Below are 19,043 nucleotides of genomic sequence, written 5' to 3'. Positions count from 1 at the left end.
CCGACGCCGCCAACGAACTGATGCGTCTCGCCAGGACGATCGCCCATCACAACAATCGTTACCATACCGAGGATGCGCCGGAGATTTCGGACGCCGAATACGACGCGCTCGTCCGTCGCAATAACGAGCTTGAAGCCGCCTTTCCGCACCTGATCCGTGCCGACAGCCCGAACAGACTGGTCGGTGCGGCGGTCGAGGCATCGCCGCTCGCCAAGGTCGCCCATGCGGTGCGGATGATGAGCCTCGACAATGCTTTCGCGGCCGAGGATGTCGAGGAATTCGCCGCCCGCGTGCGGCGTTTCCTGAACCTTCCGGGCGATGCCCTGGTGGCGATGACCGCCGAGGACAAGATCGACGGCCTGTCCTGCTCGCTGCGCTACGAAAAGGGCAGGCTGGTGCAGGCCGCGACGCGCGGCGACGGGACGGTGGGCGAGGATGTCACCGCCAATGTGCGGCATATCGCGGATATTCCGCAGGAATTGCCGGGGGACGCCCCCGACGTTTTCGAGATTCGCGGCGAAGTCTATATGTCGAAATCGGATTTTTCGGCGCTCAACGAACGGTTGATGGAGGAGGGGCGGGCGCTCGCCGAACAGCGCGAACAGATATTCGATCCCGCCACCGTCCGCCAGTTCGCCAACCCCCGCAACGCCGCGGCGGGATCGCTGCGCCAGAAGGACGCGAGCGTCACTGCGGCGCGCCCGCTGCGTTTCCTTGCGCATGGCTGGGGCGAGGTAAGCGCGCTTCCCGCCGATACCCAGTTCGGCGTCATGCATGCGCTCGCGGGCTGGGGCGTTCCGGTGTCGCCGCTGCTCGCGCGCTGCGACAGCGTCGCCGATCTGCTCGCCCATTATGCCGAGATCGAGCGGCGGCGCGCCGACATGCCCTATGATATCGACGGCGTCGTCTACAAGGTCGACCGGCTCGACTGGCAGGCACGGCTCGGCTTCGTCGCCAAGGCGCCGCGCTGGGCCATCGCGCATAAATTCCCCGCCGAACGCGCGCAGACGACCCTTGAAGCCATCGACATCCAGGTCGGCCGCACCGGCAAGCTGACCCCGGTCGGGCGCCTGACCCCCGTTACCGTCGGCGGCGTCGTCGTCTCGAACGTGACCTTGCACAATCGCGACGAGATCGCACGGCTCGGTGTCCGGCCGGGGGACCGCATCGTTGTCCAGCGGGCGGGCGACGTGATTCCGCAAGTAGTCGACAATCTCACCCGCGACACGCCGCGCGACCCCTATATCTTCCCCGACCATTGCCCCGTCTGCGGCAGCGAAGCGGTTGCCGAGGAGGGCGAGGTCGATGTCCGCTGCACCGGCGGGCTGATCTGCGCGGCGCAGAAGTTCGAGCGGCTGCGCCACTTCGTCAGCCGCGGTGCGCTCGACATCGAGGGGCTGGGCGAGAAGAGTATTCAGGAATTCATGGATATCGGCTGGCTCGACAAGGGGCCGGCCGACATCTTCCGCCTGAAAGAGCACCGGGACGAACTGCTCGGACGTGAAGGGTGGAAGGAAACATCGGTCGACAAGCTGATTGCCGCAATCGAGGCAAAGCGGCAGCCCGACGCCGCGCGGCTGCTGTTCGGGCTCGGCATCCGGCATATCGGCGCGGTGACCGCGCGCGATCTGCTCAAGGGGATCGGCGACATCCGGCGATTGCCCGAAAAGGCCGAGCAATTGCGGGCCTGGACCGAGGCGAACCCGCAAGATCCGGACGAATCCGACGGCAAATATGCAAGCCGCAAACTCGACGCAATCAAGGCCATCCTCGAAGTGCGCGCCGACGGCATCGGCCCCGCGGTCGCCGAGGCGCTGAGCGATTTCTTCCATGAGCCGCACAACCGCGCGCTCTGGGACGATCTGTTCAGCGAAGTGTCGCCGCCGCTTTACGTCGTCGAAACCCGCGAGAGCGAGGTGTCGGGCAAGACGGTCGTATTTACCGGCAAACTCGAGACGATGAGCCGCGACGACGCGAAGGCGCAGGCCGAGGCGCTCGGCGCCAAGGCGGCGGGGTCGGTGAGTGCCAAGACCGACCTCGTCGTCGCCGGGCCGGGCGCGGGGTCGAAGCTCAAGCAGGCGGCCGCACTCGGCATCCGGGTGATCGACGAGGCGCAGTGGGCGGAAATTGTGGCGACGGCGGGATAGCACCGCGGGACATATGGTTGGTCATGCGGAGGGGGCGAGGGGGCAAAATGGCTAAGAGCGACTATCTGAAAAGCCTCATGCGCGATCTGGAATCGCATACCGAGGTGCGGCGGTTCGGGAGCGGGTGGCTTTCGGGCTTCTTCGGATTGCTGTTTGCGATCAGCGGCTTTTTCATGGTTGTCGCGCTGCGCTTTCCCGACTGGTTCGCGACGCCCGAGCTCGAGATCGTCAAGGGCTGGACCGGATTTCGCGGGATCGTCCACCTGACTTTGCTCGCGAGCTATGGCCTGTCGCTGCTCAGCCTGCTGCTGCGGCCGCGCAAGGTGTTGGGGCTGACCGCGCTGATGATCGGGCTGGCGGCGGCGTTGATGGGCGGCGCCAATGTCCAGCCCGCCGAAACGCGCGACTGGGGGATTTTTTTCGGGCTCGACTTTTTCGTCGTCAACCTGCTCGTCACCGGCTTCATGTTCGCGCCGCTCGAGCGCGCCTTTCCGCACCGCCGCGCGCAGAGATTGTTCCGCACCGAATGGCGCGAGGATCTGTTCTATTATCTCGTCAGCACGATGTTCGTTCAGATATTGGGCTTTCTTGCGCTCGCCCCGCAGGCGTTCGTCAACGACCATACGAGCAGTTGGGCGGCATTCCGCGCCGGGGTCGCGGCGCTGCCGTGGATCGCGCAGTTCGCCATCGTCCTCTTCGTCTCCGACCTCGCGCAATATTGGTATCACCGGCTGTTCCACAAAATCCCCTTTCTGTGGGGATTCCACGCGATCCATCACAGCGCGAAATCGATGGACTGGCTCGCGGGATCGCGGATGCATTTCGTCGAGATCATCCTCCTCCGTTCGATCACCTCGCTGCCGCTGTTCACGCTCGGCTTCAGCCCGTCGGTGATGCAGGCCTATATCGGCTTCGTCTATGTCTGGTCGTCGCTGCTCCACGCCAATGTCGGCGGCGATTTCAACCGGCTGGGACACTGGATCGCGACGCCGCGCTTTCACCATTGGCACCACGGGCTGGAACGCGAGGCATTCGACGTCAATTTCGCGATCCACTTTCCTTTCCTCGACAAGCTGTTCGGCACCTTTCATCTGCCCAAGGATCGCTGGCCCGAAAATTACGGCATCCCCGAAGATGTGCCGCGCAGCTATGGCGGCCAGTTCCTCTATCCGTGGACGCGGACGGGGAAGAAGATCGACGAGGCGCCCGCCGAATAGGGCATCATGCCCGCTTGCCAGCGCGCGCGGACGGGCATAAGGCGCGGCGCGTGGGGGTTCTTGCCGTCTTGCGCCGTCCCGGCATCCTGTTGCTGCTGCCCGTGCTGCTGGCACTGGCGGCGCGCGTCTTCGTCGCGCCCGGCTGGATGATCGAAAGCGACGCAAAGGGCGCGATCACCGTGCGCGTCTGTTCGGATCCCGCCAATCCCGGCGCGACATTGACCATCCCCATTGAAAAGGCGGGCGACCACGACAGCGGCAAGGGGCAGCAACATTGTCCTTGGGGCGCGCTCGCGGTGGCCCCGATCGTTCCCGATACGCCCGTGCTCCCCGTCGCGCTCGCCGCGGCCGAACCCGCGCCGGTCGCGATTCCCGCGCTTGGCTATGCGCCCGGGATCGCGTCGCCGCTGCCGCCGAGCACCGGACCACCCGCCTTCGCCTGACCCGGTTTGATGACCGTCCGCGCACCTCGCGCGGCGCGGTTCTGCCTGTGTTCAAGCGAAGGATTTTCCATGAAGAGTCACGTGACCCGTGCGGCGCCATTGCTGGCGCTCGCCATTTCCCTGTCGTCCACCGCCCATGCCGCGGACGCCGAAGACCAGTCGACGATCATCGTCACCGCGCCGCAGCTTACCGATGCGGCCGAAGCGCGCGCCGCCAGGATGCCGGGCGGCACCGATGTCGTTTCCTATGAAGATTATGCCGACAAATCGATCGTCAGCCTGCGCGACACGCTGGCCTTTTCGCCCGGAGTCTATCTCCAGCCGCGCTATGGGCAGGAAGTGCGCCTGTCGATCCGCGGTTCGGGCCTGTCGCGCGGTTTCCACATGCGCGGCATCACGCTGCTCCAGGACGGGGTGCCGATCAACCTCGCCGACGACAATGGCGATTTCCAGGAACTCGAACCGATCTTCTTCGACCATCTCGAAGTCTATCGTGGCGCCAATGCGCTGCGCTTCGGGTCGGGCACGCTCGGCGGCGCGATCAATGGCGTGACGCCGACCGGCCGCACCGCCGAGGGCGTCTATCTGCGCGCCGACGCGGGCAGCTTTTCGATGCTGCGTGGACTCGTCTCAGCCGGGGTGGCGAGCGATGCGGTCGATGCGTGGGGCGCGGTCAGCGCCGACACGTCCGACGGGGATCGGGATCATGCGGGGCGGCGGAGCTTTCGCTTTCATTCCAATGTTGGCTTGCGGTTCAGCGATGCCGTTTCGACGCGTTTCTACGCCAGCTTCAATAATATCGACCAGCAGCTTCCCGGCGCCCTGACCTATGACCAGGCGCTGACGACGCCGAAGATGGCGAACGCGGGCAGCGCGGCGGGCGATCAGCAGCGCGACATCGATTCGCTGCGCCTGCAGAACCGCACGACCTTCGATTTCGGATCGGCGACGCTGGAGGTTGGCGGCTTCGTCAACGCCAAATCGCTGTTCCACCCGATCTTTCAGGTGATCGACCAGAAATCGACCGATGTCGGCAGTTTCGCGCGCCTCGACTATGCGGCGGGGCCGGTCGAACTGACGCTGGGTGGCGAGCTTCGCCACGGCAGCACCAAGGCGAAGCAGTTCGTCAACATCAGCGGGTCGCGCGGCGCGCTGACCTTCGATGCCGACCAGAAGGCGCAGACGGCGAGCCTCTATGGCGAGGTCCGCGTGCGCCCGGTGCCGCAGCTTTCGCTGATTGCGGGCGGCGTCTATGCCGATGGCTGGCGCAAGCGCCACGTCAATTACTCGGCGTCTCCGGCGACCGACGGGCGCGTCGATCTCGATGCCTTTTCGCCGAAATTCGGATTGCTGTTCGAACCGTCGAGCCGCATCCAGATTTTCGCCAACTATAGCCGTTCGGCCGAATTTCCCGGTTTCGGCGAGGTGTTCCAGACGATCGGCACCCCGCCGACCAGCGCCGTCGTTTCCGCCATCCGCCCGCAACGCGCGTGGACGGCCGAGATCGGCACGCGCGGCAGCGCGGGCATCGCGCATTGGGATCTGGCGTTCTACCGTTCGACGCTGACCGGCGAGATGCTGCAATTCTCGACGAACAGCAGCATTCCGGCCGCGACCTTCAACGCCGACCGGACGCTGCATCAGGGGATCGAGGCGGCGCTCGAGCTGAATTTCGCGCCATGGGTGCGGCTGCGCCAGATCTATACCTACAGCGACTTCCGCTTCCGCGGCGACAGCCAGTTCGGCAACAACCGCCTGCCGGTGGTGCCGAAGCATGTCTATCGCGCCGAGTTGCGGCTGGGGAGCGAGGCGCTGCACATTGCGCCGAATGTCGAATGGGTGCCCGACGGTCCCTATGCCGATTATCGCAATCTGGTGCGGACGCCGGGCTATGCGCTGATCGGTATCACCGGCGGTGCGCGGATTGCCGACGGCATCGACGCGTTCGTCGATGTGCGCAACATCACCGGCAAAAAGGCCATCGGCGATATCAGCGCGACGATCACCGCGACACCGACGTCGGCGATCTATTACCCCGTCGAACGCCGCGCCATTTCGGCCGGCCTCCGCGCGCGGTTCTGACGGGGAGGAGGGGGATGGCCGACATCAGCCGCATGCCGCTCTATCGCACGATATGGCGCTGGCATTTCTATGCCGGGCTGTTCGTCATCCCCTTCATCCTGATCCTGTCGGTGACCGGTGCGGCTTATCTGTTCAAACCGCAGATCGACCGGTGGGAGGAGCGCGACTGGCGCGGGCTGGCCGCCGCGCAGCGCGTCGATGCTGACGCGCAGGTCGCGGCGGCGCTCGCCGCCTTTCCCGGCGCGGCCTTTCATTCTTATCGCATCCCGGAAGCACCGGGCGACGCCGCGGTGATCCATCTCGGCCTGCCCGGCGGCACAATGCGCGATGTGGCTGTATCTCCGCAGGGACGCGTTATCGGGTCGGCCGATCCCGACCAGCGCTGGACGGCATGGCTCGCGCGGCTGCACGGCAAGCTGCTGCTGGGGCTGGGCGGCGGCATTCTGGTTGAACTCGCGGCGAGCTGGGCGATCGTGATGATCCTGACCGGCCTCTATCTCTGGTGGCCGCGCGGGCGGGGATTGGCCGGGGTCGTCTGGCCGCGATTGAGCCTTGGCGGGCGCGCGGCGCTGCGCGATCTGCACGCCGTCACCGGATTCTGGGTGTCGGGGCTCGCGCTCGTCCTCCTCACCACCGCGCTGCCGTGGACCGACATCTGGGCGACGGGCTTTCGCGCCGTGCGCGCCGAGATGGGCTGGGTGTCGGGGGTACAGGACTGGAAGGGCGGGCTCGATCCGCACGCCGCGCACGACCATGGCGCGATGGCCAAGGCAATGGATGGGGCGATGCCGGCGCATCGGATGGCGAACGCGGCCGATGCGCCGCGGGTCAAGCTCGACCGGATCGTGCTGCGCGCACAGGCCGAACATATGCCCGCGCCGGCGATCATCCAGCCGCCGGGGGCGCCCAATATGTTCGGGCCGCCCAACGGCAATGTCTGGACGCTGACGACGCAGACGCAGAACCGCCCGCTCGTGCGCAAGGTCAGCTATGATCCGGTGACGGGGATCGAGGTGGCGCGCAGCGGCTTTGCCGACAAGCATGTGATCGACCGCGCCGTCGGCTATGGCATCGCCTGGCACGAAGGCCAGCTATTCGGCCTCGTCAATCAACTCATCGGCGTCGCAACCGCGCTCGCGATGCTCACGCTTGCGGTGTCGGGTTTCCTGATGTGGCGCCGCCGCAAGCCCGATGACGCAATCGGGGCGCCGCCGATGCCGCGCGATCCGGCGCGGTTGAAGGGGGTGGCGGCGATCGTGCTGTTCCTCGCGGCGCTGCTGCCGCTGCTTGCGGCGTCGCTGATCCTGCTGTGGCTCGTCGACCGGCTGATCCTGCCGCGTCTGCCACGGGTCGCGCGCTGGCTGGGGATGGTTCCCGCGGTGCGCTGATCCGCCGACCGGCAAACGGCCCGGCATCCCCCCACAGGTGCCGGGCCGCGCGCTGGCGGGACGTGCTGCGACCCGTTCAGCCCGCCGCGATCGCACGCGGTTCATTGTCCCCCGGCACGGCGCCGGGGATGACCGCATGCATGTCCTTGTTCTCGGGAAAGATCGGCCACAAAAGCTGCTGGCCCAGCGTGGCCGGCGGCAGATTTTCGACGCCATAGCTTTGCGGATAGGCGCGCGTGATCTTTGCGGTGCCGAACAGCACATCCCAGAAGAAGAGTAGATTGCCGAAATTGCCCTTGTAGTTGACCGCCGGGTCGTCGGCGTGGCGGCCGTGATGCGCATGATGCGTCGCGGGGGTGCTGATCGTGCGTTCGACGACCCACATCACCGGGGCGAGCGCCCGGATGCGATAGAGCGGCGCATCCCAGGCGACATCGCTGTGTGCGCCGATGATCACCGCCATCTTCACGATGAGGTAGAAGGCGTAGAACCAGCCGAGTCCAAGGTAGACGAGCACCCCGGCGAACCAGATGCTCGGCATCATCGCATAATAGATGATGTTGTTCCGATAGACGAGCCGGACGCTCATATAGCGGGCATTATGGTGCGCGCGGTGCAGGTTGTAGAGCCACGCGGTGCTGTGCGACGCGCGGTGCCACCAATATTGCATCATGTCCTCGAAGACGAGGAACAGCGCTAGCGCGGCGTACCAAGGGGCGTGCGCCAGTGCGCCTTCATATTGCGGGAACCAGGCGTGGCCGAGCGCGCCGACGATCAGCAGGATCGCGGGCTGGGTCGCGATGAGCAACGTGAAGGTGCTGACGATTTCGATGATGCCGTCGTGGCGCGACTGTTCGGACTTGGCGAACAGGCGCGTGCGGATCAGTTCGAGCAGGCAGAAACCGACATAGATTGCGACGACGATCAGGCTCGATTGGGCCGAGGTAAGCTGCATCCCGATTCTCCCGCTATGGCCTTGTGCCACTTGTCTTTCGCAGCGTGGTGGCACAGAAACCGACTCGACAATGCAAAGAAGTTATCAATTGGCCCTCGCCGAGCGAACGCGCCTTTCGGGCGTCGAACGCGACCGGCTGCTCGCGATGACGTCGCCGCGATCCTTTGCGGATGGCCAGTTCGTCCAACATCAAGGTGATCCGGGCGATGCCTTCTGGGCGGTGATCGAGGGGCATGTGCTCGTCGGCCGCTATGCCGAGGATGGCGCCTTCACCGCCTTTGCCGTGCTGGGGCCGGGCGATATCTTCGGCGAGCTGGCCTTCTTCACCGGGCTGGAGCGCCAGGTCGACGCGATTGCCAGCGGTCCGGCGCGGCTGGTTGCCATCGATCGCACGGTGCTTCGCGCGCTGATGACCGCCGATATCGGCTGGGCCGAGCTGCTGCTGCGCAGTCTGGGCCGTCAGCTTGCCGTGTCGCTCGACATCATCGATGCCGAACGGCGGCTGCCCGTCGCCGAACGGCTGGCGCGGCTGCTCGCGGCAATGGCCGCCGACGCCGCCGACAGGATGACGGTGCGTGCGACGCAGCAACAGCTCGCCGATCTGCTCGGCGTATCGCGCGTCACGCTGGGCGCTGCGCTGCGCGATCTGTCGGCGCGCGGAACGATCGAGCGCGGCTATCGCCATGTTCGCGTCCTGCCGCCGCTTTCGCGCCCGGCGTAGCATGGCTATGGTCGCCGCCATGACGATCCTCCGGCGCCTGCTGCTGCTCCTTGTCCTGACCATCGTGGCGCCCATGGCGACAGCGGCCGAGCGCGGGCCGTTGATTCTTGCGGCGGCCAGCCTTCAGGAATCGCTGACCGACGCGGCCGATGCGTGGGCGGAGCAGGGGCATGCGCGCCCCGTCCTGTCCTTTGCGGGATCGTCGGCGCTCGCGCGGCAGATCATGGCGGGGGCGCCGGCCGACCTGTTCATCTCCGCCGACGAGCCCTGGATGGATGCGGTTGCCAAGGCGGGGCTGCTGCGCCCCGGTACGCGCGCCAATCTGGTCGGCAACCGGCTCGTGCTGATCGCCCCCCGGGCGAGCAGATTGCGCCTTGCCCCGGTGCGCGGCTTTGCGTTGGCGCGCGCGCTCGGCGGCGGGCGGCTCGCGGTGGCCGATCCGAACGCGGTGCCCGCGGGCAAATATGCCAAGGCGGCGCTGACCGCGCTCGGCGTGTGGGGCGATGTGGCGAACAAGCTCGCCCCGGCCGAGAATGTCCGCGCTGCGCTGGTGCTCGTCGAACGCGGCGCCGCGCCGCTCGGCATCGTCTATGCCACCGATGCGCAGGCGTCGCAGGCGGTGCGCGTCGTCGGCACTTTTCCCGCCGCCAGCCATCCGCCGATCCGTTATCCACTGGCGCTGCTCAAGACGTCGCGCAGCCGCGATGCGGCAGCGTTCCGTGCGTTCCTGTTGTCGCGGCAGGCGCGCGCGATCTTCGCGCGCCACGGCTTTACGGCGCCCTGATGCTGTCGGCCGAGGAGTGGGGCATCGTTGCGCTGTCGCTCAAGGTCGGCGGGGTCGCGGTGCTTGCGACGCTGCCGCTTGCCTTCGCGCTCGCCTGGGTACTCGCGCGCTATCGTTTTCCGGGGCGGCTGCTGCTCGATGCGCTGGTCCATCTCCCGCTCGTCCTGCCGCCCGTCGTCACCGGCTGGCTGCTGCTTGTCGCCTTCGGGCCGCTCGGCCCGATCGGCAGCCGGTTGCAGGACTGGCTGGGCGTCACGCTGATGTTCCGTTGGACCGGCGCCGCGCTGGCCGCGGCGATCATGGCGCTGCCGCTGATGGTACGCGCGATGCGCCTGTCGATCGAGGGGATCGACCGGCGGCTGGAAGGCGCGGCGCGGACGCTGGGGGCCGGGCGCTGGCACGCCTTCCGGACGGTCAGCCTGCCGCTCGCGCTGCCCGGCGTGCTGGCGGCGCTCGTGCTCGGCTTCGCGCGCTCGATCGGCGAGTTCGGCGCGACGATCACCTTCGTTTCCAACATTCCCGGCGAAACGCAGACGCTGCCGCTCGCCATCTATTCGGCGCTGCAGGTGCCGGGGGCGGAGGCGATGGTAACCCGGCTCGCGCTGCTGTCGGTCGCGCTGTCGCTCGGTGCGCTGATCCTGTCCGAATGGCTGGTGCGGCGCACCCACGCCGAAAGGGCGCGGCATGGCGATTGATATCGACGTCGAAAGGCGCTTCGGCGCGAGCGTCATCGGGGCGCAGTTCACGGCCGAAGCCGGACTGACCGCGCTGTTCGGGCCTTCGGGGGTCGGCAAGACCAGCCTGCTCAACATGGTCGCCGGGCTGCTGCGCCCCGACCGCGGGCATATCCGTATCGGCGGACGGACATTGTTCGACGACGCCACCGACCTGCCGCCCGAGGCGCGGCGCGTCGGCTATGTCTTTCAGGACGGGCGCCTCTTTCCGCATCGGCGCGTGAAGGCCAATCTCCTCTATGGCTGGCGTCTCGCCGATCCGGCTAATCGCTGGATGACGCTGGACGAGGCCGCCGATTTCCTGGGCATCGGCCATTTGCTCGGTCGGTGGCCGCAAAGCCTGTCGGGCGGCGAGGCGCAGCGGGTCGCGATCGGCCGGGCCTTGCTCGCGGCGCCGCAAATCCTGTTGATGGACGAACCGCTGTCGTCGCTCGACGCGGCGCGGCGCGGTGACATCATGACGGTGATCGAACGGATACGCGACGAGCTGAAAGTGCCGATCCTCTATGTCAGTCACGATCGGGCCGAGGTCGACCGACTGGCGACGCAAATCGTCGAGGTCGGCAAATAAAGTTTCACTTGAAACCATATTGATGGTAGATTGCACGCATGGAAAGCCAGTTTACGCACGTCCACGACACGCCGCCGCCGGGCGCTGCGGCGGATTGGACGATATCGCAGGATTGGGACGCCTTTACCGCCGACGAGCATGCGATGTGGGACCGGCTGTTCGCCCGCCAGTCCGAAATGCTGCCGGGACGCGCCGCCGACGCCTTTCTGCGCGGGATCGACGTGCTCAAGCTCGAAAAGCCGGGAATCCCCGATTATCGCGAGCTCAACGCGCGGCTTATGGCGGCGACGGGGTGGCAGGTCGTGGCGGTGCCGGGGCTTGTCCCCGACGACGTGTTTTTCGACCATCTGGCGAACCGGCGCTTCCCGGCGGGCAATTTCATCCGCACGCCGCAGCAGCTCGACTATCTGCAGGAACCCGACGTCTTTCACGACGTGTTCGGCCATGTCCCGATGCTCGCCGACCCGATATTCGCCGATTATATGGTCGCTTATGGCGAAGGCGGGCTTCGGAGCCTGCAGTTCGATGCGCTGAAGCAGCTCGCGCGGCTCTATTGGTACACGGTCGAATTCGGGCTGATCCGCGAGAGCGGCGGCCTGCGCATCTATGGCGCGGGGATCGTCTCGTCCTACGCCGAGAGCGTCTTTGCGCTCGATTCGGACAGTCCCAATCGCATCGGTTTCGACCTCGCGCGCGTGATGCGCACCGATTACCGGATCGACGATTTCCAGCAGAATTATTTCGTGATCGATAGCCTGGACCAGCTTCTGGAGACGACGGTCAACACCGACTTCGCACCGCTCTATGCCGCGAACGCCGCGCTGCCGCCGATCCCGATCGCCGACATCCTGCCAGACGATTCCGTCATCACCCGCGGCACGCAGGACTATGCGGCGGCGAAAGCCTGAATTTCACCAGCTCCCGAAGCTCGCGTCGGAGGGGCTGGCGCGGTGCAGGGCGCGTTCCTTGCGGCGGTAGCCGTAGCGCCGCCGCTTGGTGAGCAGCAGACAGGGCCATTCCGCGCTGCCGCCGCGCGCGGACAGGCGAAAGCCGTGCGCGCGATAGGCGGCGAGTACGGGATCCATCTGGCGCGCGATCAGGCCGGCAAGAATGGCGCGGCCGCCGGGTGCGGTCGCAGCGGCAATGTCGGGAGCAAGAGTGATGAGCGGCCCGGCGAGAATATTGGCGATGACGAGGTCATAGGGCGCCCGGTGCCTTATGGCCGGATGGTCGGTCCCCGGCGCGACCGCCAGAGCGAGCCGGCCGCCGCCGCGGCCCAGTGGCACATCGTTGATCGCGGCATTGTCACGCGTGACGAATATGCTCGCCGGGTCGATGTCCGACGCAATGACACGCGCGCGCGGCCAAAGTGCCATGGCGGCGAAGGCGAGCAGGCCGGTGCCCGTCCCGATGTCGGCGATGTTGCGCGGCGCGGCGCCCGCGCGGGCGAGGCGGTCGAGCATCGCGAGGCAGCCCGCGGTGGTGTCGTGCCCGCCAGTGCCGAAGGCCTGGCTCGCATCGATCAGAAAAGATGTCGCGCCCGGCGGTACGCGATCGGCATAGCTGCTGGTGTGAACGAAAAAGCGTCCGGCGCGCACCGGTTCGAGACCCTGCTGCGACAGCGTGACCCAATCTTCTTCGGGCAATTCGGCGACGGTCGGCGCGATGCCCTTCGCGCTCGGGGCGAGCGATTGGATCAGTCGCAGCAGGTCATCGCCTGGCGCGTCGTCCATATAGGCGTCGAGTTGCCAAGTTCCGGCATCTTCGTCGATCTCGCGCGTTACGACGACCGGCGCATCGGGGGCCGCATCCAGCGCAGGGATTTCACCCGACAGCGCTTCGGCCTCCGCACGCGTGCAGGGCAGCGAGACGATCCAACTCATCGCGTCGCCGCCTCTTTCGCCAGCCGATCGTCGAGTCGCTTGCCTGCTGCCGCGGCATAAGCGGCGCAGCCATCGGCGCCGGCCAGCGGTGCCTCGCCCGCCAACCGCGCAAACAAATTGCTCGCGCCGGGATGCGGGGTGACCAGAATGTCGCACGGCAGCGTCGGCACCCTGGCAAAGGTCGCGCGCAGCATCGCGACATAGTCGGGATGGTCGCTGAAGCGGTAGCCGTCGGCCGAAATGGCGGTCAGGCTGTCGACGTAGGCGATGGTGCGGCAGGCGGACCCTTCGCACGATTGCCACGTCCAGCTCGTGCTGCCCGGCGTATGGCCGGGGGTCGCGTAGGCGGTGATCCGGATGTCGGCAAAGGCGAGCGGCTGTCCGTCGCGCAGGCGCTGTGCGACCGGCACGCCGGTGAAGCTATCGAGGGCGCCGCGCTGCGGATCGCGCGGGTCGGGGGTTCCGCTTTCGAGCTGCGGCGCGGCGTCGGCGAGCGCGATCACCGGTGCGCCGGTCGCGGCATGCAGCGCCGCGAGGCCGCCGACATGATCGAAATGTTCATGGCTGGTCAGGATCGCGCGGATACGTTTGGGATCGAATCCCAGCGCGCGGATATTGGCAAGGATCGCGGGCGCCGCTTCGGCGGTTGCGGCATCGATCAGGATCGGTCCGGCCGGCGCGTCGATGAGCAGCGCGGTGATGCCGCAGGTGCCGACATAATAGGTGTTGCCGAACAGCTTCGCCGGCGGCGCGGGATCGCTCCAGCCGTCGCGATCGGCGCAGGCGGCGGCGAGCCCCTTGCCCGTCGGCGCGGCCGGCGCCGCGGCCGGAGCGCTCGTCTGCGGCGCGCATCCGGCAAGCATCAGGGCGGCAAGGGCAAGACTTTTAGCGGACATAGCTGGCTCCATTGGCATCGAGGATCGCGCCGGTCATCGACGGCGGCGCTTCGAGCGCGCACCAGCGCGCCATTTCGGCGATTTCCTCCGGGCTCGCCACGCGGCCCAGCGGGATGTCGGCGAGCAATGTGTCGCCGCCCCGGCTGGCGAGATAGTCCTCGGCCATGCCGGTCATCGTGAAGCCGGGGCAAATGGCGAAGGCGAGGATGCCGTCATGGGCATAGCCGCGCGCAATCGTCTTGGTCATCGCGACCATGCCCGCCTTCGATGCCGCATAATGCCAATGCGCGGGACTGTCGCCGCGATAGGCGGCGCGGCTGGCGATATTGACGATCCGGCCATCGACCGTGACGCCTGCGGCCCGGCGCGCCTGCCAGTGCTGCACCGCACGGCGGCACAGTAGCGCGGCGGCGGTCAGGTTGATCTGAAGGGTCCGGTTCCAGCTTTCGAGCCAGTCGGCATCGCTGGCACCGACCGGATTCGCTTCGAAAACGCCGGCATTATTGACGAGCACGTCGATCCGGCCGTCGAGCCGGTCGAGGCTTTTGGCCCATAATTGGTCCGGAATCGCAGGGTCGCCAAGGTCGCCGTCGGCGCTCGACAGCGCGGCGACCTTCGTCGCGTCGGTCGCCAGCGCGTCGGCGATGGCCGCACCGATGCCGCGGCTGGCCCCGGTAATCAGGATGTGGGTTTTCATCCCCCCGCCTTAGGCGAGCGGCGGGCCGCTTGCCAAGCAGGGCGCGACGGATCAGGCGACGCGGCGGCTGAATTCGCTCGCGGCGGTTTCCAGCGCCTGCAGCCGCTCGCCCATCTTGGAAAATTCCTGGCTGAGCACGCTGATTTCGCTGGCGACGGTGCCCGAATCGTTGCGGATGCTGGCGATGGTCGACGACATGCTATCGGCGGCGAGCGCGGTTTCGTCGACGGCGGCCGTGATCGAGGTGACCGTCTGCGCCTGCGCGTCCATCGCATCGCGAATTCGCTGCGCCGACTGCTGCACCTCGATGATCGTCTGCTGGATCGACTGGTTGGCGGCGACCGAACCGCGCGTTGCCCGCTGGATCGCGGTGATCTTGCCCGCAATATCGTCGGTCGCGCGCGCGGTTTCGTTGGCGAGGCTCTTCACTTCCTGCGCCACGACCGCGAAGCCGCGGCCCGATTCGCCCGCGCGCGCCGCCTCGATCGTCGCGTTGAGCGCGAGGAGGTTGGTCTGGCCCGCAATTTCACGGATCAGGCCCAGAATGGATTCGATCGATTCGGCGTGACGCGACAGCGCGTCGGACATGGCCACCGCTTCGCCCGCCTGTTCGGAGGCGCGCGTCGCGACGCTGGCCGATGCTTCGACTTCGGTGCGGGCATCCTCGATCGCACGGATCAGTCCGGCGGCGGTCGAGGCGGCTTCGCGCATCGCCATCGCCGATTGTTCGGACGCCGCGGCGACTTCGCTCGTCTTGGCGATCATGCCGCGCGCGGCGTGATCGGCCGATGTGGCCTGTTTGGCGAGTTGCTGGCGCACCCCGTCGCTGTCCTGGACCAGCGAGGCGATCGAGCGGTCGAAATCGCTCGCCAGCGCCTGTCGCTCCTGCGAGATCGCCGCCCGGTCGAGCTTTTCGGCATAGGCGAGCATGATATCCATTTCGAGCAGCGCGAGACGGTTGATCGCTGCGGTCAGGCGCGTCTGGCGCGCCGTGTCGCCGGCGCACGCCTCGATCACATAATGGATGGCGAGCTTGTGGCTTTCGCCGATGCACGACAGCACGGTCGCGATCGGCAGGCCGACGCGCAGCGCCATGTGGGTGTTCTGGCACGCGATGGTCGCGGCCTCCTGCCCCCCGGCGTCGGCATATTTGGTCTGCATGTGCCGCGCGCTGCCGCGAATATAGGATTCGAGCAGTTCGCCCTCGATCTTGCGGGTGACGATGGGGAGCGCGTTGAAGGCATCCCAATAGGCGGTCGCCAGCTGCGTCTCCAGCCCCGACAGGATCATGTGCACTTCGGCACCGTCGGCGGCGAGCCGGCCGTCGAGGTCATAGGTCGGGAAGCGATCGGCCATCAGAACGGGCTCGATTTGCTGCTTATGAATCGGATTTTCCTTCACCATGATCCTGTTCCCTTGCCGACCCCGGGACGCGCAGGTCTGTCGCCCGCCATCATCCCAAACTGCGTCTGCCGGATATGGAAGGAAATTGGTAAATTCACCGTTAACCAGCGCGGCCGGTATCGCGGGGTCAGCGCCGCTCGGTGGGCTGGACGGGATAGCCTTCGAAGCCCTTGATCGTGCGCAGGGCAAAGGCGCTGTGCATCGCGGCAACGCCGGGAAGGCGCGACAGGCAATGACGGTGCAGCCGGTCGAAATCGGCGACATTGCGCGCGGCGACACGCAGCCGATAGTCGGACGCGCCTGACAGCAATTGGCATTCGAGGATTTCGTCGAAACTTTTGACCGCGCTTTCGAAGGCGGTGAGCGCCTCTTCGCTCTGCGAGGTCAGGCTGATGTCGACGAACACGTCGAGCCCCAGGCCGATCGTGTCGGGGGCGATGCGCGCGGCATAGCCGGTGATGATCCCTGCCGCCTCCATCGCGCGGATGCGGCGATGGCAGGCGGAGGCCGAAAGTCCGACCCGTTCGCCGAGTTCGGCGACGGGTTTTGGCCCCTCGCGCTGCAACAGGTTGAGCAGCTTTGCATCGATTCGATCGATCATGTCGCGTGTTCATCCAGAATGACGCAAAAATATTGCGTATTTATCGTCATGCGAACGATAGTTTGCAAGCAAATCCCGGCGATCCGCTGTTATGTTTGCCCGAAGGCTTCGGATAGGCGAAATAATGCGCGTCCGGCCCCGCAAATCGGAGAGACAGGATGATCATCGGCACCCCCAAGGAAATCAAGAATCACGAATATCGCGTCGGCCTGACGCCCGAGAGCGCCCGCGAACTGGTGGCGCACGGTCACCGCGTGCTGGTCCAGACCGGCGCGGGCGAAGGCATCGGCGCGCACGACCGCTTCTATGTCGAGGCGGGCGCCGAGATCGTCGACAGCGCCGAAGAAATTTTCGCGACCTGCGAAATGGTCGTGAAGGTCAAGGAGCCGCAGGCGGTCGAGCGCGCGATGCTGCGCGAAGGCCAGATTCTCTATACCTATCTCCACCTTGCGCCCGACCCCGAGCAAACGCGCGATCTGATGAAATCGGGCGCGGTGTGCATCGCCTATGAAACCGTGACCTCCCCGCACGGCGGCCTGCCGCTCCTCAAGCCGATGAGCCAGGTCGCGGGGCGCATGTCGATCCAGGCCGGCGCGACCGCGCTCGAAAAGGCGCATGGCGGCCGCGGCGTGCTGCTCGGCGGCGTGCCGGGCGTGGCGCCGGGCAAAATCTGCGTGATCGGCGGCGGCGTCGTCGGCTTCAACGCGGCGCAGATGGCGGCGGGGCTGGGCGCCGACGTCACGATCCTCGATCGCGATCCCGAAGTGCTCGAACGCGTCGGCACCTTTTTCGAAGCGCGCGCCAAGACCCGCTTTTCGAACCGCGCCAACCTTGCCGAATGCGTCGCCGAGGCCGATCTGGTCATCGGCGCGGTGCTGATCCCCGGCGCCGAAGCGCCGAAGCTCGTCACCCGCGACATGCTGAAGACGATGCGCCCCGGATCGGTGCTGGTCGACGTCGCAATCGACCAGGGCGGCTGTTTCGAGACGAGCCATGCGACGACGCACGCCGATCCGACCTATGTCGTCGACGGCATCGTCCATTATGCGGTCGCCAACATGCCCGGCGCCGTCGCGCGCACGAGCACCTATGCGCTCAACAATGTCACCCTGCCGCACGCGCTGCGCATCGCCGACCTTGGCTGGAAAGAAGCGCTGCGCCGCGATATGCATCTTTCGCAGGGCCTGAACGTATGGAATGGTAAGGTGACGTTCGAAGCCGTAGCCGAAGCGGTGGGAACGGACTATGTGCCTGTCGAGCAGGCACTCGCCTGACGCCAGACCATAGGATCAAGAGAGACGATGACCGACCAAGTGCCGCCTCCCCCGCAAGACGAAGACGAAAATGAAGTGCTGCGCGCCGCGCGCGAGCAGCAGGCCCAGAAGGAAGCCGCCGAGGCAACCGAGGCGGCCGACCGGGAGGCGGCGAAAGGCGGCCGGAAGATCGGCTGGAAGACGGCGGCGGGGATCGGTGTCGGTTCGGCGGCGGTGCTTGCGGCGCTGCTCTACGCGAACCGCGACAAGATCAAATAAGGCGCCCCGGTCCCGGACGATCCTTCGATCCCGGGGCCGGGTGCCTGCGATTTCTTGCCTCCATCGCCCCCTAAGCAATTGCATATCGTGCGCGCGGCGCTAAACCGGCGCCCATCGACCGACTAGAGTCACGGAACGGGGCTGATATGGCTGGCAAAGAACCGAGCGGACGTCCGCTCTCGCCGCACCTCCAGGTGTATAAATGGGGGCCGCACATGGCGGTCTCGATCTTCCACCGCGTCAGCGGCGACGGGTTGGCCATCGTCGGTGCGCTGATGTTCCTCGGCTGGCTCGGCGCGATCGCGGCGGGCCCGGAGGCCTATGCGGCCTTCGTCGCCTGCGTCTGGCACGACCCCGCGGGCGGCAGCGTGCATCAGGTCACCAATATTCTGGGCAAGATCGTGCTCGTCGGTCTGACCTGGGCCTTCTTCCAGCATCTGTTTTCGGGCCTGCGCCACTTCGTCCTCGATACCGGCGCGGGTTACGAGCTCAAGGCCAACAAGCTCTGGTCGACCGTCGTGATCGTCGGCGCGATCCTCGCGACGGCCGCGACCTGGCTCTATATCGCCAAGGAGGCGCTCAATGGGTAACGGAACGCCTCTCGGCCGGGTCCGCGGACTTGGCGCCTCGCACCACGGCACCGGCCACTGGCTGCAGCAACGGCTGACCGCGCTCGGCAATGTGCTGCTCGTCACCTGGTTCGTCGTCTCGCTGCTCCGCTTGCCGCTCGGCGACCATGCCGCGCTGATGCAGTGGGCGTCGAAGCCGATGGTCGCCTTTGCGCTGATCCTGCTCGTGGTCAGCGTCTTCTGGCACCTGCGCCTCGGCCTGCAGGTGCTGATCGAGGATTATGTCCATGGCGAAGCGACGCGTCTGCTGTCGATCGTCCTGTTGAATTTCTATGCGTTCGGCGGCGCGGCCTATGGCATTTTCGCGATCGTGCGCATCGCGCTGGCGCCCGCCGCGCTCGGCCCGGGGGGCATGTGAT

General features: G+C 66.7%; 20 protein-coding genes. 14 read left to right on the top strand and 6 right to left on the bottom strand.

All coding sequences use genetic code 11. From position 1 onward, the window contains the following. The first annotated feature begins 20 nt into the window (after nucleotides 1-20). The 5 genes from ligA (at nucleotide 21) to STE01S_RS01705 (ending at nucleotide 7,277) form a co-directional block, all read left to right on the top strand. On the top strand, nucleotides 21-2,147 hold the full coding sequence (ligA, locus tag STE01S_RS01725; protein ID WP_062764591.1) for an NAD-dependent DNA ligase LigA: 2,127 nt from the start codon (nucleotides 21-23) through the stop codon (nucleotides 2,145-2,147). A 47-nt stretch (nucleotides 2,148-2,194) separates the two neighbouring features. Next, nucleotides 2,195-3,364 (top strand): sterol desaturase family protein, encoded by a 1,170-nt coding sequence (locus STE01S_RS01720; RefSeq protein WP_062764264.1) that lies wholly within the window; start codon nucleotides 2,195-2,197, stop codon nucleotides 3,362-3,364. Nucleotides 3,365-3,414: 50 nt separating this feature from the next. After that, entirely contained in the window at nucleotides 3,415-3,807 is a 393-nt protein-coding gene (locus STE01S_RS01715) for a DUF2946 family protein (RefSeq protein ID WP_062764262.1), read from the top strand. 69 nt (nucleotides 3,808-3,876) lie between these two features. After that, nucleotides 3,877-5,889, top strand: a complete 2,013-nt coding sequence (locus STE01S_RS01710; protein ID WP_062764260.1) for a TonB-dependent receptor family protein — start codon at nucleotides 3,877-3,879, stop codon at nucleotides 5,887-5,889. Between the two features lie 14 nt (nucleotides 5,890-5,903). Then, nucleotides 5,904-7,277 (top strand): PepSY-associated TM helix domain-containing protein, encoded by a 1,374-nt coding sequence (locus STE01S_RS01705; protein WP_062764258.1) that lies wholly within the window; start codon nucleotides 5,904-5,906, stop codon nucleotides 7,275-7,277. Between the two features lie 76 nt (nucleotides 7,278-7,353). Here STE01S_RS01705 and STE01S_RS01700 read toward each other — a convergent pair whose 3' ends face one another. Further along, nucleotides 7,354-8,232 carry a sterol desaturase family protein gene (locus tag STE01S_RS01700; protein ID WP_062764256.1) on the bottom strand — a complete coding sequence of 293 codons (879 nt, stop codon included), beginning with the start codon at nucleotides 8,230-8,232 and terminating at the stop codon, nucleotides 7,354-7,356. Between the two features lie 70 nt (nucleotides 8,233-8,302). Between STE01S_RS01700 and STE01S_RS01695 the strand changes: the two genes are divergently transcribed. Genes STE01S_RS01695 through phhA form a run of 5 tightly spaced genes read left to right on the top strand, consistent with a single transcriptional unit; the run spans nucleotide 8,303 to nucleotide 11,950 of the window. Further along, the gene (locus STE01S_RS01695; RefSeq protein ID WP_062764254.1) at nucleotides 8,303-8,953 is read left to right on the top strand and encodes a Crp/Fnr family transcriptional regulator; all 651 of its coding nucleotides are present in this window, start codon (nucleotides 8,303-8,305) and stop codon (nucleotides 8,951-8,953) included. Between the two features lies 1 nt (nucleotide 8,954). Beyond that, entirely contained in the window at nucleotides 8,955-9,737 is a 783-nt protein-coding gene (modA, locus tag STE01S_RS01690) for a molybdate ABC transporter substrate-binding protein (protein ID WP_062764252.1), read from the top strand. Continuing rightward, nucleotides 9,737-10,432 (top strand): molybdate ABC transporter permease subunit, encoded by a 696-nt coding sequence (gene modB, locus STE01S_RS01685; protein WP_003042982.1) that lies wholly within the window; start codon nucleotides 9,737-9,739, stop codon nucleotides 10,430-10,432. The genes modA and modB overlap by 1 nt, the downstream gene beginning before the upstream one ends. Continuing rightward, nucleotides 10,422-11,042: a molybdenum ABC transporter ATP-binding protein gene (locus STE01S_RS01680; RefSeq protein ID WP_062764250.1), complete on the top strand. Its 621-nt coding sequence runs from the start codon at nucleotides 10,422-10,424 to the stop codon at nucleotides 11,040-11,042. The genes modB and STE01S_RS01680 overlap by 11 nt, the downstream gene beginning before the upstream one ends. A 38-nt stretch (nucleotides 11,043-11,080) precedes the next feature. Beyond that, nucleotides 11,081-11,950, top strand: coding sequence for a phenylalanine 4-monooxygenase (phhA, locus tag STE01S_RS01675; RefSeq protein WP_062764248.1), 870 nt, complete (start codon nucleotides 11,081-11,083; stop codon nucleotides 11,948-11,950). A 3-nt stretch (nucleotides 11,951-11,953) separates the two neighbouring features. Here phhA and STE01S_RS01670 read toward each other — a convergent pair whose 3' ends face one another. The 5 genes from STE01S_RS01670 to STE01S_RS01650 all read right to left on the bottom strand — a co-directional run bounded on the left by STE01S_RS01670 (nucleotide 11,954) and on the right by STE01S_RS01650 (nucleotide 16,523). Continuing rightward, a complete protein-coding gene (locus tag STE01S_RS01670) occupies nucleotides 11,954-12,925 on the bottom strand; it encodes a 50S ribosomal protein L11 methyltransferase (RefSeq protein ID WP_062764246.1) in 972 nt (323 codons plus the stop codon). Further along, nucleotides 12,922-13,821: a subclass B3 metallo-beta-lactamase gene (gene bla, locus STE01S_RS01665; protein WP_062764244.1), complete on the bottom strand. Its 900-nt coding sequence runs from the start codon at nucleotides 13,819-13,821 to the stop codon at nucleotides 12,922-12,924. The genes STE01S_RS01670 and bla overlap by 4 nt, the downstream gene beginning before the upstream one ends. Further along, nucleotides 13,811-14,518, bottom strand: a complete 708-nt coding sequence (locus STE01S_RS01660) for an SDR family NAD(P)-dependent oxidoreductase (protein ID WP_062764242.1) — start codon at nucleotides 14,516-14,518, stop codon at nucleotides 13,811-13,813. Before STE01S_RS01660 ends, bla begins: the two co-directional genes overlap by 11 nt. A gap of 51 nt (nucleotides 14,519-14,569) precedes the next feature. Further along, nucleotides 14,570-15,922: a methyl-accepting chemotaxis protein gene (locus STE01S_RS01655; RefSeq protein WP_062764240.1), complete on the bottom strand. Its 1,353-nt coding sequence runs from the start codon at nucleotides 15,920-15,922 to the stop codon at nucleotides 14,570-14,572. A 127-nt stretch (nucleotides 15,923-16,049) separates the two neighbouring features. Continuing rightward, nucleotides 16,050-16,523, bottom strand: coding sequence for an Lrp/AsnC family transcriptional regulator (locus STE01S_RS01650; protein ID WP_003042965.1), 474 nt, complete (start codon nucleotides 16,521-16,523; stop codon nucleotides 16,050-16,052). Between the two features lie 158 nt (nucleotides 16,524-16,681). Between STE01S_RS01650 and ald the strand changes: the two genes are divergently transcribed. The 4 genes from ald (at nucleotide 16,682) to sdhD (ending at nucleotide 19,042) form a co-directional block, all read left to right on the top strand. After that, the gene (gene ald, locus STE01S_RS01645) at nucleotides 16,682-17,797 is read left to right on the top strand and encodes an alanine dehydrogenase (protein ID WP_058811169.1); all 1,116 of its coding nucleotides are present in this window, start codon (nucleotides 16,682-16,684) and stop codon (nucleotides 17,795-17,797) included. Nucleotides 17,798-17,824: 27 nt separating this feature from the next. Then, nucleotides 17,825-18,055 (top strand): hypothetical protein, encoded by a 231-nt coding sequence (locus tag STE01S_RS01640; protein ID WP_003042959.1) that lies wholly within the window; start codon nucleotides 17,825-17,827, stop codon nucleotides 18,053-18,055. Between the two features lie 146 nt (nucleotides 18,056-18,201). Further along, nucleotides 18,202-18,645 (top strand): succinate dehydrogenase, cytochrome b556 subunit, encoded by a 444-nt coding sequence (gene sdhC, locus STE01S_RS01635; protein ID WP_040589793.1) that lies wholly within the window; start codon nucleotides 18,202-18,204, stop codon nucleotides 18,643-18,645. Next, nucleotides 18,638-19,042, top strand: a complete 405-nt coding sequence (gene sdhD / locus STE01S_RS01630; RefSeq protein WP_003042951.1) for a succinate dehydrogenase, hydrophobic membrane anchor protein — start codon at nucleotides 18,638-18,640, stop codon at nucleotides 19,040-19,042. Before sdhC ends, sdhD begins: the two co-directional genes overlap by 8 nt. Nucleotide 19,043: the final 1 nt, after the last annotated feature.

The organism is Sphingopyxis terrae subsp. terrae NBRC 15098 (assembly GCF_001598815.1).
Classification (GTDB): domain Bacteria; phylum Pseudomonadota; class Alphaproteobacteria; order Sphingomonadales; family Sphingomonadaceae; genus Sphingopyxis; species Sphingopyxis terrae.
The sequence above is the reverse complement of the archived record's forward strand: the minus strand, read 5'-3'. Positions and strand labels throughout refer to the sequence as shown.